Here is a 20,775-nt window from a genome sequence, read left to right on the forward strand (position 1 = left end):
ATAGGAGGATATGAATAGATATATGAAGACCATGAATAAATCTCAAATCAACGTGCAATCCGGCGATCTGTGCTTTACGTTCTGGGAAAGCGGTGATTTGTTCAAGGCTGTAAGTGGAACAACGATGATTAATCAGTGGATGGCTAGTCCAGTGGACGGCTCAATGAACAATCTGTACTTGCGTTTTCATAGTGATTCCGGTATTCGTTTTGTGCCAATGCTTGGCATTCACTCCGACAGCCAGGTAAGCACCGACGGCAGTCGTATGGTATGGACAGGTACCGCTGAGGGCGTAGGCTATCAGGTTGTATTTGCTCCAACAGCACCAGGTGTATGGTTCTGGGATGTAACCGTAAACGGTAATGGAGAAGAGGTCGACGTGGTCTATGGTCAGGATGTCGGCAATGCGGATCAAGGTGCGGTACGTAGCAATGAGGCTTACTTGTCGCAATACATCGACCATGCTGTATTTGAGGATGCGAAGCTGGGATATATCGTAGCTTCACGGCAGAATCAACCGCAGGGCGGGGCTTTTCCTTATCTTCAACAGGGTTCATTAACCCGTGCAGCAGGCTATTCCACAGATGGATTTCAGTTCTTTGGTTTGAGTTACAAGGAAACGAATGTCCCTGAAAGTCTGAGCAAGCCAACACTTGCGAATGAAGTGTACCAGTATGAATTTGCATACACAGCTCTGCAGTCCGAAAAAGTGGTGTTGAGTGGTGAAGCTCGTTTTGTGTTCTATGGACTCTTTCAGGCTAACCACCCTGAAGCGGTGAAGGAACTCGAATACCAGAATGTTGTCAAACAGGCTTGGGACGAGTACGAAGCGAAGCGTCAAGAGGATGCACACACGGTACAGGCAGTATCCAACGTATTTCCAAAAGTATCTCTCCATCGGGTAATCGGTGAACCCTTGCCTACTTTATCGATGACCGAAGAAGAAGTGAACTCCCGCTTCCCGGCTTCGAAGAGACATCAGGAAGAGCGCGCGGATGGCGAATTGCTGGCGTTCTTTACAGATACCTATGAGCATATTGTGCTGAAGGAAAAGGAAATGCGCGTGGAACGTCCGCATGGACACATTCTGATGAGTGGCAACAATGTGAAGCTGGGTCAGAACGTAATCACTACGTCTTCCTATATGTATGGTATTTTCAATTCCCATGTGGTTGTTGGAAATACGAACTTCAATAAAATGATGAGCAACGCACGTAGTGCACTCAACATACCCAAATCATCCGGTCAGCGGATCTACGTCGAGGTTGAGGGAATCTTCCACCTACTCACGATGCCTTCCCTGTTTGAAATGGGCTTCAACTATGTTCGCTGGTATTACAAAACAGCTGAGGATACGCTGATCATCACAAATTATACAACTCTGGATACGCCTGAAGTACATCTTCATGTGAAGTCGGAAAAAGGAAAAGCTTATAGATACCTAATTACCAATCAGATTACGATGAATGTGAATGAATATGAACTGCCTGTTCATGTTTCCGAGCAGAATGGTGAACTGAGCTTCAAGGCAGATCACAGTTCCCTTAGTGCCAAAGTGTATCCGAATCTGGAGTACCGCATGCGGGTAAGCGGAGCAGGAGTGAAGGTTGGTGATGAGACTGAACTGGCTAGTGGAGTAAACGCAGGCGACGACTCACTCACGATTTTACGGCTGGACAGCAGCGCTGAATGGACATTGACCATTCAAGGTCTGTTGGAAGGTGGACAGGCTGCATCATCGACACGCAGCTTTGAAGAGGAAGTGGCCGCTTATCGCGCCTTCTATGCAGAAGTGATGAATGGTTTCCATTTGTCCCAACCTCAGAAGCAAGGAGCAGACGAGTTGTTCAAAGTGAATGCTCTAGCATGGTGGTACACTCACAATATGCTGGTGCATTACTCTGTTCCTCACGGATTGGAACAATATGGCGGTGCAGCTTGGGGAACACGCGATGTCTGCCAGGGTCCGGTCGAATACTTTATGGCTACACAAAAGTATGAGCAGGTTCGCGATATTCTGAAGACAGTTTACTCGCATCAGTATGAGGATGACGGCAACTGGCCGCAATGGTTTATGTTCGATCGTTATTTCAAAGTTCAACAGGAAGAAAGCCATGGTGACATTATTGTTTGGCCTCTTAAAGTGTTAAGTGATTATCTGATTGCTACCAAGGATTATTCGATTCTGAATGAGGAAGTACCTTATACCGTAAAACATGGTTTTGATTTTACGGATCAGACAGCCAGCGTGCTGGAGCATGCCCAGAAAGAGCTGGAGTATATCCGCAGCCATTTCCTGCATGATACATTCCTCTCTTCATATGGTGACGGGGACTGGGACGATACATTACAGCCTGCCAATGCTCAATTGAAGCAATATATGGTCAGCAGCTGGACTGTGGCGCTCACTTATCAAACGTTGAAGCAGCTATCCAGAGCGCTTGCGCCAGTGAAACCGGAGCTCTCATCCGAGTTAAATGACATGGCAGCGGGTGTGAAAAGGGACTTCAGCAAGTATATGCTGGATACCGATGTGATTCCCGGCTTTGTATATATGGAAGATCCGGCACAAGCGAAGCGCATGCTGCATCCGGATGACAGTGAGACAGGTATTCAATACCGTTTGCTGCCGATGACACGCAGCATGATTGCCGAGTTGCTGGAGCCTGAGCAAGCGCAATCTCATTATGAATTGATTAAGGACAAGCTGTACTGTCCGGATGGTGTCAGATTGATGAATCGTCCAGCACAGTATGATGGCGGCGTCAGCACTCATTTCAAACGTGCAGAGCAGGCGTCCAACTTCGGACGTGAAGTGGGCTTGCAATATGTTCATGCTCACATCCGCTATATTGAAGCCATGGCGAAGCTAGGCAACCCGGATGAGGTCTGGAATGGCCTGGGTATTATCAATCCAGTGGGTATTCAGGAAGCTGTTCCTAACGCAGATTTGCGTCAAAGTAATGCCTACTTCAGCAGCTCTGACGGGAAATTCAATAACCGTTACGCAGCGCAGGAACAGTTTGATAAACTTCGCACCGGAGATGTGCAGGTGAAGGGCGGCTGGAGAATCTACTCCAGTGGACCGGGAATCTACATGAATCAGCTCATTTCGAACGCTCTGGGTATTCGTCAGGAGGAAGAAGATCTGATTCTGGACCCTGTGTTACCTGTCAGCTTGGATGGTTTGCATTTTGATTTCCAATTTGCCGGCAAAAAAGTTACCTTCGTCTATCATCTCAGCGGAGAGGCCGTACAACGTATTGTGCTGAATGGCAAGGAACTGGATACAACTAGGCTGCAACAACCTTATCGTCTTGGTGGACTGCGTATTTCGCGTAAGGAGCTTGAACAGAGCCTGAGCGAAAATAACGTGATTGAGATTTACAGTTAATCGTGTAAACGTTAGTCCATTTTATCAGGTATAAATATTTTAGATGTCAGGTCCTTCGATTTCGAAGGGCCTGATGAACATAACAGGGGAGCGAAGAATGTGGTCAGTATCAAGGATATCGCCAAACAGGCGGGAGTTTCGATCTCTACCGTGTCATATGCTCTGAATGGTAGCAACAAAGTGACAGATGAGACCCGTTCCAAAATTTTGGCTATCGCCAAAGAGCTGAACTATGTTCCCAATGCTGCTGCCAGAACATTGAAGAAGAGAGAATCCAAAATTCTGGGTGTATTTCTGACGGATTTTAGCGGGGATGTATATGGAGACTTGCTTAGTGGTATGAAATCTGTATGTAACGCGCAAGGGTACGACCTGATTGTGTGCAGCGGAAAGCAATCTCATCGAATGCTTCCGGAGCGAATGATTGATGGTGCTGTCATTCTGGATCATACATTTGCGAGCAAGGAACTAATGCAATATGCAGATAGAGGGCACAAGATTGTCGTTCTTGACCGGGAACTGGATCACCCCAATATTAATCAGGTTCTGCTGGATAACAAGGCAGGAGCAACCCTTGCGATGGAGCATTTGATTGAACAGGGACACACGAAGATCTATGTCGTGACAGGTCCGGAAGGTTCATTTGACTCGGCTCAGCGGTTGAAGGCTGTGAGGCAAGTATCGGAGCGGGAAGCGAATGTGGAATGGATTGAGATCACAGGAGATTTTGAGAAGAGTGGCGGAGAACGGGCAGCCGAACGTATTATTCAGGAATATACTCAACCAGTTGGGGTATTTTGTCTCAATGACGAGATGGCGATTGGGATGTGTGACCGGCTCGCTGATAGCGAGTTAAACATTGGTCAGGAAATTGATATTATTGGATTCGATAATATTGAACTCAGCAAATATGTGCAGCCAAGACTGGTCACTATTGATTATTCCAAACGAAAATGGGGCGCACTGGCAGCCGAACAATTAATCAAAATTATTGCCGGAGAGCCTGTGGATCATGAACGCATCTACGTGACACTGGTGGAGGGCGGGTCGGTAAACAGCAAGGTTCAGTCAGCATATCTTGCGCAAGCCCAAAGTGAAAAGGCGGTTAGCTATTGACGATGTTGCCCCCTCTTCATTCCATGCATGTTGTGTCAAACGATGATGGTACAGCAAGAGACAAGGCTTAGAAGAATTGAATCATTCTTTTAAGCCTTGTCTCTTGTTTAGCTTCTTTATTTGACCCATTATAAAATGAAAAAACCTCTCACCAGGAGAGGCTTGGCCCTTAAAGGCCCTTGGTTTTGTCATTGTTGTAGGATGAAGTGAGAATGCCTGTAAGGAAGAGAGCCAATACAATTGCAATAATCCAAAATGTCAGTGAAAATGACATACCATAGCACCTCCTGCAAAATCTTTACTTCTATTATAACCATTATAGGAAGAAAAGAAATGCTTCACTCCATCATTTGTAAAATAAAAAATGAGTAGGTACTGGTCGGAGGCTCCCATCCGAAGGGTTATTCACAACCCGATTGTTCACGATGAGTGAGGACGATCCTCCGCCATCCAGATTATAGGCGTCCACGACGCCAAGCTTGTACAAACGTCCTTGCAGCTCTTCCAGGGTGGCTCCTGAGCTGCCCCCTTCGTTATACCCGTCAACAACGATAATCAACAATTGATCGTCCTTATAGTTGCCGATTACGGTGCGTGGAGCCCGCTTGGGTGAAACTTTCCATTTTGCGGGAATGACCGTTTTTTGTCCATTCTGCAAAAGCACGGGTACAAATGTGGCACCGAATTGTGGTTGTAGGCGATCCAGGGAACTTTTGTCGAAAAATTTACCACCTACCAGCTTACCGGCATCATCAAGACCTACAAAAAACAGATCCTTAAAACTGGCCTGAAAACCATTCACATATTTGCCATCCATAACCGTTGTACTCAGCGGATATCGTTTACCGCCACTGTCGGCAAATCCGCCGGCATTAATTCCGGCAATGGCACCGCTGCGCTTAACCGCCTGCATGGTTGTCTCAGATCGGCCTGGCTCGCTATCCAGAGCCATCTTCATGGCCGTGGGATCTTTTAGCTTGATTTTCATCGCATATCCCTTATAGGGGCCTGGATTGACCCTGTAGAGTTCAATCGTAAGTCGATCACTGTCAATCCGTTCAAACGGAACGCCCAGCTTGGATGAGATCCGTTGATTATAGATCGTTTCCGGGCGAGCAGCTTGAACTGTAGCCTTCTGTACAAGCGTCGACATTGTACTCGTTGTCTGATTGTACAACTGTGTTGTTCTTTTAATAGAAGAAGAAGTCTGAACAGCAGCTTCTTTTGCCCCTGCAAGCTCCTGTCTCATTGCCTGGGTCAGGGGTGTAACATTCTCTTCAGCCAGACCGGAATGAATGAAATCTCCGGGGTCAAGCGGAGGTCGAATCAGCAGCATGCATAATATCAACCCAACAAAAGGAGCAAGTGCAAGCATAAATAAACGATTAACCTTTTTTATGGGTGTAATCATTTGAGCAGGTCCATCTTTTTCTGGAGTGTCTCCAGTTGTTTTTTGACTTCGCTCAGCTGGGTATACAATTTGTTGCTGTTGTCGGTTTTATCGTTTGCATTATCCTTGGTGAAAGTAAGCAATTCATTAAAGGACTGCACCTGGCCCTGCAGGTCTGCTACTTCCTTGGATATCGTTGTTAGCTGCTTTTCGTAGTCGGCTTTGAGCGCTGCAATCTGCTGTTGATTATGGGTCTGAAGCTGATTAATCATCTGTTGCTGGAGGTGGTTACTATAATAGTAGGTTCCGAGTACTCCAAGTGCAATGAGAACAATCCACATGACCAGAAACAGCTTGACTGAAGATCCGGCCTTACCTTTGGCGCTCCGGGTGTGATGGATGTCAGAGGGTTGGACAGAAGGTTTCATATCATCACTCCTGGTTATTTATAGGTACAAAAAATTTTCCAGTCCTCATTCTATCACGCCACTATTGATTACGCAAAAATGAAATTCTTTGAGTAATAGGATAAAAAGAGATTGCATCGGAAGGAAGTCCTAGGATACAATTTCTTATAGATGCAATAAGTAGGAACTTTGGGCAAGTTTTTCGACTTTTTTAGATAGAAATGCAGGAAATTTATACTATATTTTGATCTTTCTTCACTCGGGAAGACAAAAGTCCTGATGTGACGACAGCAAAATACAGTAGAAATAGAGCTGTTCTTACAGCTGTATCAAGTGTTTTTCTATTTTTCGACATTATCCGACTTTTACTTCTTCTATACACGGACTGTCGCAAGGATAGAGGCATCATCTTGGCTGATGGTGGAAAAGGAATTTGTCCAATACATAACAGGGGGAACAACAATGAAAAAAGTATGGCAGGTGGTCATCGTAGATATCCACCCCACCAGCATGCTGGGTACGAAATTGATTTTGGAAGAACAGCAGGATCTGTTGGTAAGGGGGATGACTTCGACTGGGTCCGAAGGCCTTGACCTAGTGAACATTCACCAGCCCGATCTGATTTTGATGGATTATCGGCTTCCTGAGGGTCAGGCGGATCAGTATATATCCCAAATGAAAAATCTGTCGGCTCATAGTCACATCATTATTCTAACGGACGAGGACAATGTAAAATTATTTCGTCATCTGATCAGTCTTGGTGCAAGTGGCATGCTGTCCAAACAGGCTTCCCCTAGCCAGCTGATTCATCTGATTTCCGGTTTGCGTGAGGGATGTGTATCCATCCCATTATCCTGGTTAGCCAGTTCGGAATGGGCCCAGCCCGTCGAATCTCCGGCAGAAGAACTTATTGTTGAATTAACAGAAACCGAAACTTTTATTATGGAAAGAATTGTTCAGGGCGTAACCTATGATAAAATAGCCAGTGAGATTAACGTTAGCAGACGTTCAATTGATAATTACCTGCGTAAAATTTACGTCAAGCTGGATGTAAGCAGCAGGGCACAGGCGATTGAACGTTATGCTTTATATGCGAGGCAGACCAAGACCGTATCCTGACGAGCATGGCTTCATGAATCCCTTTGTACGATGGCTCGTCAAGTGTCCGGTCTGGTCATATTCAGTGTCCAACAAGAATAGGTTGTAGGGGCTACGGACTGCGAGCACAGTTCGGATTAGGGATGAAAGGGGAACGGACCAATGAAATATTTCTTCGCCTCCCGTACAAACAGGCTTTTGACATCACCGCTGAGGGACATACGTGAGATGTCTGGTCGGGATTATTTCATTTCTCTGGCAGAAGAACTGCCTGCGGAGGAGCTGTTTCCATTCAAATTGCTGGAAGAAGCAGCGGTGTCTGTATTTAGTTCCGGACCCTCCGCATTACAGTATGGCGAGCCAGCAGGGTACAGACCGTTGAGAGAATGGCTGGACAACGATTGGAATGCTCGCAAGGGCATACGGACAGTCCCAGAGCAGATTCTATTGACCACAGGGACCCAGCAGGCCATCGATCTTGTGATGCGTCTGCTGCTTGAGCCTGGAGATTCCGTATTGGTTGAGCATCCTACTTCTCCAGGCTGTCTCGAGGTTTTGGAGATGCAAGGTGCCAAAATTGTGCCCGTCACAGGCGATGGGGATGGCATTTTGCCTGACCTTTTGGAGCATCACATGCAGCAGGTGAGACCGAAGCTGCTTTTTGCTGCACCCAGTTTTTCCAATCCAACCGGCGTGCTGTGGAGTATGGAACGGCGTGAGGCTGTGCTAGATCTGTGCTCACGTTACGGTGTGCTGCTCGTGGAGGATGATTCCTATGGCGAACTTCATTTCGATGGATTGGAGCCTGGAGACTTCTACCGGAAGTATCCTTCCCTCTTTGCGCTGGATACAGCAGATCAGGGTGGACATGTTCTATACATTGGTTCGTTTAGCAAAACTGTAGCACCTGCCCTGCGTACAGGCTGGGCTGCTGGACATCCGGCCTTGATCCAGGCTATGGCTTCTGTGAAACGGATAGCAGACGGACAGTCCAGTCCCATGAATCAACGGTTGTTGTATCAACTGCTTGCCCATTCTCCTTTTAAGTGGAGTGATCATCTCTCCATGCTGAATCGGGAGTATAAGACCAGACTCAAGCTTATGCTCGAATTATTGAAGCGTCCGGGATGGAAAGGCAGCCAGTACAGCATTCCAGAAGGGGGGATGTATCTGTGGGTACAGCTTCCGGATGGATTGGACAGTGGAGCCCTGCTCAAGGCAGCGCTGTTAAAAGGAGTATCCTTTCTACCAGGCTCCCTCTGCTCCACGGGTGAACAGGATCATCGGTACATCCGATTAAACTTCAGCCATCCCGGCCGGGATGAGTTGCTCCTTGGCATGAATCTGATCAGTGAGTCCATAACAGAGTTTACAGCCCGGAGTTAAACCGGATATAGAAAAGAAAGAATGTTTGGTCAAATTCTTGCCTGGAACCTGTGACAGCAGAAATTCCAGGCATTGGATTTGGAAGCAAATAAGTTACCCCCAAAGTAATTACGTTATTGCATCCACTAACATTTTTATATATAATATGTATTAATGAGTTGTTGTTTTCTTTATATAAGCTGCATTCATTGCAAGTTCAGGAGAAGCACTCATATATTTTAACTAACGGGGGAACAAACATGTCTAACATTTTATTTGTCAAAGCAAACGACCGTCCTGCAGATCAAGCAGTCAGCGTACAATTGTACGATGCATTTTTGAGCGCATACAAAGAATCCCACCCAGGTGACACAGTTACCGAACTGGATCTCTACAATACAGATATTCCTTACTACGGCAACACTGTAATTACAGGTGGATACAAAGCGGCTAATGGTATCGAAGCAACTGCAGAAGAGCAAAAAGCAGCTGCACTGGCAGCACAATTGCAAGATCAATTCTTGGCAGCAGACAAAGTAGTATTTGCATTCCCACTGTGGAACTTCACTGTTCCAGCACCACTGGTGAACTACATTTCCTACCTGAGCCAAGCTGGCAAAATGTTCAAATACACTGCTGAAGGCCCTGTAGGTCTGGTAGGCGACAAAAAAGTGGCATTGTTGAACGCACGTGGCGGAGTTTACTCCGTAGAGCCAATGGCATCTGCTGAAATGTCCGTGAAATATGTAACAAATGTACTGAACTTCTGGGGTATCCAAAACCCTGAACTGGTTATCGTTGAAGGTCACAATGCTTCACCTGACCGTTCCCAAGAGATCGTAGCAGCAGGTCTGAAATTGGCTTCCGAAGTAGCAGCAAGCTTCTAATAGCCTATATATAGAAACACAGAAAAGCCCATTATCTCCGTTGGAGATAATGGGCTTTTCTGCATCTGCATTTTGCATGGAAGCTACACTGCCACTTGCCTTAGTCATCCCTTCCATGGATCAGGTAGGGCTCAGCTGCTTCCGCAATATGCTCCAGCTCACTGTCGTCATGTTGATTTAAGGAAAAAGCCATTTCTAGTTCATTTATACTCCGTTCAATCATATCATTATCCTCAAGCATGTGAGCATGCTCGGTCAGTGCCTGCACACCTTTAACCGTCAGCACATATCGTCCACGGGATAGCCGCTCAAACCAACCATAATAGTTTTTTTGCAAAATGGCCGCAGCGGAACCCACACTTGTCTGTTTACTGATCAAGGCGGGGGAGGCTTCTCCATGAACGCGAAGGGCGGAAGCTACACGTAATGCCTTTTCTCTGTAAGCGGTGACCAGCTGCCTGCGTGTGCTTCCTCCCGTGTTGTAGTCACCACTGCGCTCGTCAAATTCCTTCAGCAGTCGTTGCCGCCGGATCCCGCCTTTACGGACACCGTTGCCGTTACCAGACAAATGACCCTGGACAGCAGGTTCGCACAGCACATCAATCAGAGGTGATTTGGTTTTGTAGAACGTGACGGTGATAAGCCCCAATCCAAGTTGTCTGCACAGGGCGGTCAATTCGCCCCAGCGCTGGTTCACAGCACCACGCTTGCTGCGATTCCGCTCAACAGCCAGATACACGAAGGGGCTGAGCTTCAGGCGCTGCATTCCCTGCAGCAGCAGAGACAGATTAAATGTTTTTTTCATCTCCACAATGAGTGGTTCATTCTGATCCGATCTGACCCCAACCAGGTCACAATGTTTGACTTCAGCCTTCACGTCGTAGCCGCGTTGTTCGAAAAAAGCCTTTACAGGCGAATATAACTCGGTTTCGTACTTTACTGCCATCGTTTCTGCTCCTTCCCTGAAGTGGCTCGTCTCTGGCCATCTATTGTTCCGTTATCTGAATTTAGAACCTTCATTATATCATATCCGTTCTTTTTTTTCTGAGTGCACAAAGATGTCTGATAGAACAGGGAAAGCCTCAAATTAAGACCCGCGGATTGAAAAAAAGAGGTCAACTTATCCGATTTGCCGCATAGGTATGTAATACACTTTTCACAACAATACATGATGTTTGGACAGAGGGTGGCGGGACTAATCCGGACCGCAAGATTGGTATTCAAGCACAAGCCGTAATTCTATTGATTTCTTCATACCATTCGGAATGGTTGACAATCACACTAAAGGAGCCATGGGAGGTACCAAGCATGAATATTTTTGAACGCGTTGCGGAACATCGGGCAGAGAGTGACCGTTTATCATGGAACGGGACATTTGAAGATTATATTGCACTGCTGAGAGAGGATCCGACTCCGGCAATGACGGCTCACGCACGAGTGTACCAGATGATTGAATCGTTTGGCGTGGAGGAAGTTGGGGGGCACAAACGGTACAAGTTTTTTGAACAGGAGATCTTTGGGTTGGATCGGTCCATTGAAAAGCTGGTGGAAGAATATTTCCACTCCGCAGCACGCCGTCTGGATGTTCGTAAACGGATTCTGCTGCTTATGGGTCCGGTAAGTGGAGGTAAGTCCACACTGGTAACGCTGCTGAAACGTGGCCTTGAACAATTCTCCCGTACAGAGAAGGGGGCTGTATACGCTATTGAAGGATGCCCAATGCATGAGGAGCCCCTGCATCTGATTCCGCTGGAGCTTCGTCCGGAAGTGGAAAAGGAGATCGGTGTCCGCATTGAGGGCAATCTCTGCCCATCCTGCCAGATGCGTCTTCGGACGGAATATGGCGGTGATATCAGTAAGGTACGAGTAGAACGGGTCATTATTTCCGAGGATAACCGGGTCGGAATTGGAACATTTAGCCCATCCGATCCTAAATCCCAAGATATTGCCGATCTGACGGGAAGTATCGACTTCTCAACCATTACCGAATTCGGCTCCGAGTCCGATCCGCGGGCCTATCGTTTTGACGGTGAATTAAACAAGGCCAACCGTGGATTGATGGAATTTCAGGAGATGCTGAAATGTGATGAGAAGTTTTTGTGGAACCTGTTGTCGCTGACGCAGGAAGGAAATTTTAAAGCAGGCCGATTTGCCTTGATCAGTGCGGATGAAATGATTGTGGCGCATACGAATGAATCTGAGTACAAATCATTTATCTCCAACAAAAAGAATGAAGCCTTGCAATCCCGGATGATCGTCATGCCGATTCCCTATAACCTGAAGGTCTCCGAGGAAGAGAAGATTTACGGCAAGCTCATTCAGCAAAGTGATATGAAGCATGTCCATATTGCACCGCATGCACTGCGGACTGCAGCCATTTTCTCCATACTTACCCGCTTGAAAGAAACGAAGAAACAAGGCATGGATCTGGTCAAAAAAATGCGGATGTATGATGGTGAAGAAGTTGAAGGGTACAAAGAAGCCGATCTGCGTGAGATGCAAAATGAATATCTGGATGAAGGCATGTCGGGCATTGATCCACGTTATGTCATCAACCGGATATCCAGTGCTTTGATTAAGCAAAACCTTCAGTGCATTAACGCATTGGATATTCTCCGGGCGATCAAGGATGGTCTGGATCAACATGCTTCGATCTCCAAAGAGGAACGCGAACGTTATCTGAACTTTATTGCTCTGGCTCGGAAAGAATATGATGAGCTCGCGAAGAAGGAAGTGCAGAAAGCGTTTGTTTACTCGTTCGAAGAGTCGGCCAGAACACTGTTTGAAAACTACCTCGATAATATCGAGGCATTCTGCAACTGGTCCAAAATACGTGATCCACTGACGGATGAGGAGATGGACCCGGATGAGCGCTTGATGCGTTCAATTGAGGAGCAGATCGGTATTTCCGAGAATGCCAAAAAGGCTTTCAGGGAAGAGATATTGATCCGCATCTCGGCTTATTCCCGCAAGGAACGGAAATTCGAATACAGCAGTCATGATCGTTTGCGTGAAGCGATTGAAAAGAAATTGTTCGCTGACTTGAAGGATATTGTGAAGATTACAACTTCAACCAAGACACCGGATGCGACGCAACTGAAACGAATGAATGAAGTAATTAAACGGTTGATTGAAGAACATGGATATACCGCAGCCAGCGCAAACGAATTGCTCCGTTATGTGGGCAGTCTGTTAAATCGCTGATTTGCAACGAACCATTCCGAATCAGGCTCCTGACGCCTGCTGTGAGGCTCCTTCACAGCAGGGTCAGGGGTCTTTTTATATTGGCAGATGTACAATTTGGACTACTAAACTGACAAAGAAGGTCAATTTGATGACAAATTAGTTCTAATGGTATATGTAAAATTAGGTCATTTAGTCTATAATCGGTAAACAGATATTTACAATTTAATATTTTTTGTGGTTATTAAGGAGCTGACAGAACTAGTTATGAGTATTGCTGTAGCAAGACAACAACAACTTGATTATATTGGATTGACCGCCGAAGATTTGCAATTGCTTGCTGATCATCGACCTGCTTTTGAGAAAGTCGTGGACGAAGTGGTAGATCACTTCTACAATCATGTGGGCAATTATCCGAATTTGGTCGATCTGATTGCCCGCTTCTCTTCCATTGACCGTTTGAAGGAAACACAAAAGCTGTACTGGTTATCCATGGCCGATGGTGTAGTTGATGATGCATACATTGAACAACGCATTGCGATCGGACTGGTTCATTCTCGCATTGGTTTGTCGGAAGATTATTATCTGGGCACTTATATGGTGTACCTCGATATTGCGACAAGCATATTCCAGCAAGTCATTCCTGAACGCTGGCATCTGGTCATCCAGGCCCTCAGTAAAATGTTCAACCTCGATTCACAGCTTGTACTGGAGGCTTACGAGAAGAAGGAAAAGGAGAAATTAAATCAACTTGCTGAAGATCAGCAGCACACGTTGCTGGCGATCACACAGATTACCCAGCAGCTGACAGGCATGATTAGTGAATTAAATGAAAATGCTCAGGCTATTTCGGATGTAGCTAGGGAAACGGCTGCCTCTCAGGATCAGGCCAATGGACTGTTGGAAGAGCTGACCAAGGAGATTCATCAGATTGGCAAAATGGGTGAGATCATTCGTGAAATCTCGGATCAGAGCCATCTCGTGGGCTTGAATGCCGCCATTGAAGCTGCGCATGCAGGAGAATTCGGCCGGGGATTCGAGGTGGTTGCCAGTGAGGTTCGCAAGCTTGCAGCTAGTTCGCGTGAGGCCCAAGGGAAAATCCAGTCGAACCTGGCCCAAATTATGAAGAAGCTGGGCAGTGTGCAACAGGAGTCGGAGCATACCGCTTCGGGAGCAAGGCGTCAGGCATCCCGTTCAGAAGAGCTTGCGGTTTTTGCTACCACTATGGAGAAACTGGCACTTGATCTAAGGAAATTGGATCATCAAGATTAGTCGGTAATACCGGCCGGAAGCTGTGATACCGTTTCTGGCTGTTTTAAGCTATAATGGGTAGACAAACCTGCCGATGTTATAGTGAATGCAGCCGGAGACAGGGGATTTGAAAGAGGTTGAGGTGATCAGGTGGCTTCTATCCATGATGTGGCCAAAGAGGCGGGCGTATCTGTTGCAACCGTTTCCAAAGTGCTGAACGATTATCCCGATGTAAGTGACAAAACTCGCAAAAAAGTCAATATAGCCATCGAACTATTGAAATATCAACCAAATGTGGTTGCACGTGGACTTGTTAAACGCCGTTCTTGGACGGTAGGTGTATTGTTGACGGTTCCTTTTACCAATCCGTTTGTATCGGAGCTGCTTGAAGGAATCAAAACAGCGCTGGAAAACAGCGGATACGATCTTGTTCGCTTATCTACACGTTTTGATGATCCGACATACTCGTTTATTAAGCATTGCCGCAGCCGAAATGTGGATGGTGTTGTTGTATTCGGAGAAGGAAGAGACAACAAGAGCCTTCAGGAATTGGTTACTGCGGAGATTCCGACGATGTTCATTGATACCGACTTGTTTGGCAAGCGGGCAGGATACATAACGACGGATAATGCAAATGCCATTGCCATGAGTGTGAAGCATTTGCATGAACTGGGTCACCAGAAAATTGCTTATATTTCAGGTACACTTGGGCCTGCTGTAGCGAATCTTCGACTGGATGGATATCGGGAAGGCTTGCGTGTCTGCGGCATTCCGTATTCAACAGTTTACCTGGAGGTCTGTGACTATTCTTTCGATGGTGGCAGTAAGGCAGCTCGCCGATTGCTTGCATTGAAGGAACAGCCTACAGGGATTGTCTGTGCTTCAGATATGTCTGCTTTCGGTGCGATCCACGAAATTGAGAAGCATGGTTTACGGGTGCCGGAGGATGTATCTGTAGTTGGATTTGATAACACATATTATGCAGAAGTGTTCAAACCGGGGTTGACCACGATTAATCAAAATATTCATTCCATTGGGATCAAGTCCATTGAATATCTTATCGCCATGATTGAAAATCCTGCTTATACTCCACCAGTCATAACAGAGCCATCCAATCTGGTGATTCGTCAAACGACTGCACCTGCGCAAGCGTAAAGGTCTTCAAACCAGCACAGCCTAGGGGCTGTGCTTTTTTGGTATGCCATTTCTATTTAAGAAATAACGGATATCAGAAGTTGTTGTGCATATCTGGCAGGAATAGCTGTTGACTTTTTGCACCACTAACCTTAACAATAAAAGGCATAATAATACAAATTTTAATGTAATCGCTTTCTTTTTGCTGATGAATATAAGAATACTGGCAATTATCATTCAGAGGGACGGGTGATGGGCATGCATCGGGTACTGTTGGTTGATGATGAAGTGTACGCACGCAAAGGACTTCGAAAACTGATTCGCTGGGAAGCATGCGGGTTCGAAGTGGCTGGAGAGGCGAATGATGGGGATGAGGCTTGGGCACAGATCGAACAGCTGCATCCTGACGTCGTCATTACGGACATACGCATGCCGGAGACGGATGGACTGGAATTGATTCGGCGCACGGTTGAGCGTGATGGGCAGGTTCTAACCAAGGTCAAGCAGCCCTATTTTGTCATCGTGAGCGGATATAATGATTTTGCTTACGCCCAGCAGGCCGTGAGGTACGGGGTACAGGATTATATTTTGAAGCCAATTGATGAGATTGAACTGGAAGGCACTTTACACAAGCTGGCGGAGGAGTTGAATCGGCGCAAACATGCTGAACAAACCAGACGTGAGCAGGAATACGGCAGATTACTTAATCAGTTTATTTATGGCGAATCGGATTCGAAAACGGTTGAACAGTGGACTGAATTGACGGATACACGGACTGGCGACGCGCTGGCATATCTGCTGTTTGAGGACAACACGTCACATTTCTGGGTTTCGGATACGATTCAAGAGGAGGGGCCAAGAGCCGGAAAAGAGGAGAATTTTGTCCGAATTGTGCAGTCTGTTCTTGGGAAGATGTATGAAAATCGCCTGTATTTGCATGTAAAAGAGCACGGTGAACGTGTTGGAGTTCTGTTAACTGCGGAACATCTACGCCCCTATTCCATGAATCTTCAAGCGGTGGCCGGGCAAATGCAATCTTGCTTCGCCGAAATGAGCTATAGCTCTGTAAGTATATATATCGGGAAGGTTTGTTATGAACCTTTTCTCATTGGACATGCCTATCAGACTGCACTAAAGGCGGTTTCCTATAAATTCATTTCAGAGAAGAGCGGGATCGTCCTGTACGATGACATGCAGCATGAGACTGTACAGTGGGTGCATACCGATCATGAAAAGGAGCAGGAACTTCTGACACTTATGGAGGAGCAACGTGTTCAGACGTTGGAGCATGCAGTGAATGAATGGTTCACCGGTATGAGAACGGCCAATTACGCTCCTGTTGCAGTGACGTCAGCGATCCACCAACTGATCTCAGCTGTACTATCAATTCTGAAATCGGCTGAAGCGAATGTAAAAGAGATACCTTCGTTCAAACCAATTCTGGCATGGCAAGCGGAGCGGGGAACATTGGCTGAGGCCAGGCAGCTGTTGACGATGTTCATGGTGGATTCAGCACGGAAGTTGGCGGAACAGCGTCAGTACAATCACAGGGGTGCCATGACAAAAATCAAACATTATATTGAAGCCAACTACAGTAGCAATATCAGTTTGAGAAGTATTGCCTCCGAATTTTACATGAATCCGGTCTATTTGGGGCAGCGCTTCCGCAAGGTGTATGGAATGTATTTCAACGACTTCCTGCTTCAGCTTCGGACGGAGGAAGCCAAGAAGCTGCTGCGTCAGACGGATATGCGAGTATATGAAATTGCCGAGAGGGTTGGGTTCGGAAGCAGTGACTATTTCGCGACTCAATTTGAGAAAACGGAATCATGTTCTCCTACGGAATATCGAAATCGTATCCTGGATGAAGGGTAGGAGATGATGTTTTGAAGCTCAACTTTTTTAATAATATCCGCTTACGCGATAAAATGCTCATCTTATATCTCTTCTTTGTACTCGTACCGGTTATCCTGACTAATGTTATTTTTTATCAGGTGACTATAGCGAACGTAAAATCCCAGCGAATGGCTGATCTTTCCAAAGGAATGGAACAGATTCGAAGTCAATTTATGGGGGAAATTCGCAATGCGGCCGATTTTTCCTCAAGTTTTTATACGGATAGCATATTAAATAACATGCTGGATGCGATTTACACAAATCCGGTTCAATATATCGAAGCCTACGATTCCTATCTTCGCAAAATCCTGAATACCTATTACTCGGGCTACCGCTCACTCCAAGGATTGACGATATATGTGGATAACGAAAGTGTACTTCCTTCGGGGGGAGTTGAGTTTCTGACCGAAGAGGTTCGACAGTCCGAGCCATACAGGATGCTGACAAATAGTGAACACTCCGCACCCATTCTGATGAGATCCGGCCCTGAAGGGAATCGGCAGACGTTCAGCATTTTACGCAAACTCAATTATTATGAAGCTCTGCCCGGATGGAAGGAAAAGTTCGTACGACTGGATCTGAAGCCGTCGACGATTCGCCAGATTTTCACCAACCTTAACGTACAGGGTAACCTCTATCTGATTAATCCGGCTGGACAAATAGATTACTCGACGGATTCTGGTATTCCATGGACGAGTCAACTCGTGAATTATAGCGATGTCATGAATCAACTAACTAAGAAAGAGTTTGAAATGGCCTATCCATTGTCCGGTGAAATGGAGGGATGGAAAATCAATGGGGTGTTCGATGAATCTGAGATTTACAAGGAATTGGGCAAATCCAGTCACCTCGTCGTTGTACTGGCTTGTATTAATCTGATTCTGCCTACCTGGATCATTATCTGGATGACACGCACAATCCACGTGAGGCTGGCACGAATATTGAAACACATGGAAAAAGTGAAGCATCAGCGATTTGAACCGATCAGACAGCCGGAATCGACGGACGAGATTGGGCAGCTGACAGCCGAATTCAATCGCATGACGATGACGATCCATCGTTTGATTAACGACGTCTACGTGGCAGACATTCAACATAAAAATTTGGAGTTGCAGCGGCGGCATGCCCAATTAAATGCATTGCAGAGCCAAATTAATCCACACTTTTTGTTCAACGCGCTGGAGACCATCCGCATGCGCAGTCTTATGAAAGATGAGGATGAGACGGCACGAATTATTTATCATATGGCTAAAATTTTTCGAAATGCCTTAACCTGGAATCAGGATAAAGTCAGCATACGGGAAGAATTGGAGTACGTAACCTGCTTTCTTGAAATCCAGAAATACCGTTTTGGTCACAAACTGAATTATACGATTGATCTGGACCCAGAGGCTGCGAATTGTTCCATTCCCAAGATGACATTGTTGCCTTTTGTTGAAAATGCCAGCATTCATGGCATCGAACCACTGAAGGAAGGTGGAGAGATTCGACTTCGTATTCGGCGAATAGGTACAGAACTGATCTGTGAGGTGGAGGATTCCGGGGCAGGTATGACAGATGACAAAAGAAAGCAGCTGCTCTCATACGTGGAAACGGAAGACTCAATGGGTGATCGTGTAGGTGTGCAGAATGTCATCTATCGTCTGAAACTGATCTACGATAGCCGATTCCATATTCAAATCGAGAGCGCTCCTAGGGAAGGTACACGTGTGGAAATTGGTTTACCGCTTGAAGAATAATAAAAATCGGCAAAGCATCAAACATTCTAATGCAAAAAACTATAGTTTATCCGGTAAACAAAGTTTGTCTTCAGCCTTATAATGAAAGTGCTTACATTAGTGTGGGGAGAAAGAGGGTGCGTACCTATTGGTTAACCACATACTGAAGCGCTGGCTGCCGGCAGTATTAGCTTTGACCATGGTAACGGCGTGTTCTTTTGGAGGAAGTGAGATTAAACCGGAAGCGGGAGCAGGGGGAGACGGCAAAGAAAGCACAGATAAAGTGACATTCACGTATTTTAAAGCAGGTTCTGGCAAGGACATCAACACAAACGAAACTACAATAGGCAAAAAACTGGAAGAACAAACCGGGGTTAATTTCAAAATTGAATACCTCGTTGGTGATATTAATACCAAAATCGGAACGATGATTGCGAGCAACAAGTACCCGGATGTGATGGTACCGGATGGGGCTATTGATAAAATCGTGGATGCGGGTGCATTTATTCCGCTCAACGATCTGATTGATCAGTATGGCCCAAACATTAAACGGGTGTACGAGCCGTACTATAATCTGATGAAAGAAGAAGACGGCAACATTTATTTTTTGCCCATGAGCGCAGTGGTTGGAGAATATCTGCCTAATCCGAATGTGGATCAAGGTGCCTTCTGGGTACAGCGTCGTATATTGAAGGAGGCTGGATATCCAAAGATCACCACACTGGATGAATACATGGATCTGATTAAACAATACGCTGACAAGCACAAAAATGAAGGATTAACTGGGTTTCTGTCACTGACGTATGATGATAAATTTTTTACAATTACCAACCCGGCCATGCATCTTGCAGGCTATCCGAATGATGGAGCCATCATGGTGGATATGCAGACACAGAAAGCGAGGGACTATGGAGCAACCGCTGAGACCAAACGATGGATGCAGAAGCTGAATGAAATGAATTCATTCGGGCTGTTCGATAAGTCCTCCTTTGTTGATAATTATGACCAGTATCTTGCGAAAGTGACCAGTGGGAAAGTGCTTGGGTTCTTTGATTATGCTTGGCAGGTAGGGCAGGAAATGAACAATCTGAAGGAAGCAGGCAACGACGATTTGCGATATATGGCACTGCCTATTGTATACGACGCAAATACTAAGGATCAGTATACTGATCCACCAAGCTTTGTGAATAACCGTGGGATTGGCATTACCGTAAGCGCGGAAGATCCAGTTCGTATTATTCAATATTTCGATAACCTGTTAACGGATGAGAATCAGATTCTGTCCAACTGGGGCATCGAAGGAGAGACCTACGAAGTGGATGACAAGGGGCGGTTTACTCGCTCACCAGAAATGATTCGGAAAACAGATTCAGATGAGTTCCGTCAATCATTCGGATTCAAATATTTTGAGTACAGCTGGCCGCGTTACGGTAATGGTTCGACTCTTCCTGACGGTAACTCTGTCGGTGTAGAACGACAACCCGAAGTTGCCCAGTTCTCCTATTCGGATGGAGATAAGCTCATTCTGGAGAAGTATGACGTGGAGACGTTCTCCCAGCTGTTTGCTGCGCCGGATGAACGTCCATGGTACCCGGCTTGGAGCATTGCTTTTGATCAAGGCTCACCAGCCCATATCTATGGGCAGAAACGCACGGAGTTGCAAAAGAAATATGTACCCAAACTGGTTCTCTCCAGTCCAGCTGATTTTAACAAGGTCTGGGATGAATATGTGAGGGAATTCAACAAGCTTGATGTAAAGGGCTACGAGCAGACGATGACCGAAGAAGTTCGCAAGAAGGCAAAACTGGTTCAAGGAGAATAAGGTGGCGAGGAAAGGATGCAGGCAGGGATAAACGCCTGTAAGGCGCATGGTGGATGGGAATTTGACGATATTAAACATTCGTTTTATCTGGAAAAAAGTGTTGATTTTCACACC

General features: G+C 46.1%; 14 protein-coding genes. 11 read left to right on the top strand and 3 right to left on the bottom strand.

From position 1 onward, the window contains the following. Window positions 1–22 precede the first annotated feature (22 nt). On the top strand, window positions 23–3,394 hold the full coding sequence (locus RS891_RS09155; RefSeq protein WP_315795130.1) for a GH36-type glycosyl hydrolase domain-containing protein: 3,372 nt from the start codon (window positions 23–25) through the stop codon (window positions 3,392–3,394). Window positions 3,395–3,493: 99 nt separating this feature from the next. Beyond that, a complete protein-coding gene (locus RS891_RS09160) occupies window positions 3,494–4,510 on the top strand; it encodes a LacI family DNA-binding transcriptional regulator (protein WP_113051658.1) in 1,017 nt (338 codons plus the stop codon). 346 nt (window positions 4,511–4,856) lie between these two features. Here the strand turns inward: RS891_RS09160 and RS891_RS09165 are convergent, their stop codons facing one another. Both RS891_RS09165 and RS891_RS09170 read right to left on the bottom strand, forming a co-directional pair. After that, a complete protein-coding gene (locus RS891_RS09165) occupies window positions 4,857–5,921 on the bottom strand; it encodes a phosphodiester glycosidase family protein (RefSeq protein WP_113051659.1) in 1,065 nt (354 codons plus the stop codon). Further along, complete coding sequence (locus RS891_RS09170; RefSeq protein ID WP_063564256.1) at window positions 5,918–6,328, bottom strand: hypothetical protein; 411 nt, start codon at window positions 6,326–6,328, stop codon at window positions 5,918–5,920. Before RS891_RS09170 ends, RS891_RS09165 begins: the two co-directional genes overlap by 4 nt. A gap of 441 nt (window positions 6,329–6,769) precedes the next feature. On the opposite strand from RS891_RS09170, the gene RS891_RS09175 reads away from it, so the two are divergent. From RS891_RS09175 to RS891_RS09185, 3 genes are all read left to right on the top strand, one after another. Then, window positions 6,770–7,426, top strand: coding sequence for a response regulator transcription factor (locus RS891_RS09175; protein WP_063564257.1), 657 nt, complete (start codon window positions 6,770–6,772; stop codon window positions 7,424–7,426). A 141-nt stretch (window positions 7,427–7,567) separates the two neighbouring features. Then, window positions 7,568–8,791, top strand: coding sequence for an aminotransferase-like domain-containing protein (locus RS891_RS09180; RefSeq protein WP_113051660.1), 1,224 nt, complete (start codon window positions 7,568–7,570; stop codon window positions 8,789–8,791). Window positions 8,792–9,030: 239 nt separating this feature from the next. Next, entirely contained in the window at window positions 9,031–9,657 is a 627-nt protein-coding gene (locus RS891_RS09185; RefSeq protein ID WP_063564259.1) for an FMN-dependent NADH-azoreductase, read from the top strand. A 100-nt stretch (window positions 9,658–9,757) separates the two neighbouring features. Here RS891_RS09185 and RS891_RS09190 read toward each other — a convergent pair whose 3' ends face one another. Further along, entirely contained in the window at window positions 9,758–10,603 is an 846-nt protein-coding gene (locus tag RS891_RS09190; RefSeq protein WP_315795131.1) for a DUF2161 domain-containing phosphodiesterase, read from the bottom strand. A gap of 362 nt (window positions 10,604–10,965) precedes the next feature. Here RS891_RS09190 and RS891_RS09195 point away from each other — a divergent pair, with 362 nt between their 5' ends. The 6 genes from RS891_RS09195 to RS891_RS09220 all read left to right on the top strand — a co-directional run bounded on the left by RS891_RS09195 (window position 10,966) and on the right by RS891_RS09220 (window position 20,661). Beyond that, entirely contained in the window at window positions 10,966–12,861 is a 1,896-nt protein-coding gene (locus tag RS891_RS09195) for a PrkA family serine protein kinase (protein ID WP_090895267.1), read from the top strand. A 246-nt stretch (window positions 12,862–13,107) separates the two neighbouring features. Continuing rightward, entirely contained in the window at window positions 13,108–14,112 is a 1,005-nt protein-coding gene (locus RS891_RS09200; protein WP_315795132.1) for a protoglobin domain-containing protein, read from the top strand. A 129-nt stretch (window positions 14,113–14,241) separates the two neighbouring features. Then, window positions 14,242–15,246, top strand: coding sequence for a LacI family DNA-binding transcriptional regulator (locus RS891_RS09205; RefSeq protein WP_113051663.1), 1,005 nt, complete (start codon window positions 14,242–14,244; stop codon window positions 15,244–15,246). A gap of 231 nt (window positions 15,247–15,477) precedes the next feature. After that, complete coding sequence (locus RS891_RS09210) at window positions 15,478–17,100, top strand: response regulator (protein ID WP_315795133.1); 1,623 nt, start codon at window positions 15,478–15,480, stop codon at window positions 17,098–17,100. Window positions 17,101–17,111: 11 nt separating this feature from the next. Further along, window positions 17,112–18,860: a sensor histidine kinase gene (locus tag RS891_RS09215; protein WP_309304307.1), complete on the top strand. Its 1,749-nt coding sequence runs from the start codon at window positions 17,112–17,114 to the stop codon at window positions 18,858–18,860. 178 nt (window positions 18,861–19,038) lie between these two features. Then, window positions 19,039–20,661 (top strand): ABC transporter substrate-binding protein, encoded by a 1,623-nt coding sequence (locus RS891_RS09220; protein ID WP_315796248.1) that lies wholly within the window; start codon window positions 19,039–19,041, stop codon window positions 20,659–20,661. The last annotated feature ends 114 nt before the right edge of the window (window positions 20,662–20,775 follow it).

Source organism: Paenibacillus sp. BIC5C1, from assembly GCF_032399705.1.
Lineage (GTDB): Bacteria > Bacillota > Bacilli > Paenibacillales > Paenibacillaceae > Paenibacillus > Paenibacillus taichungensis_A.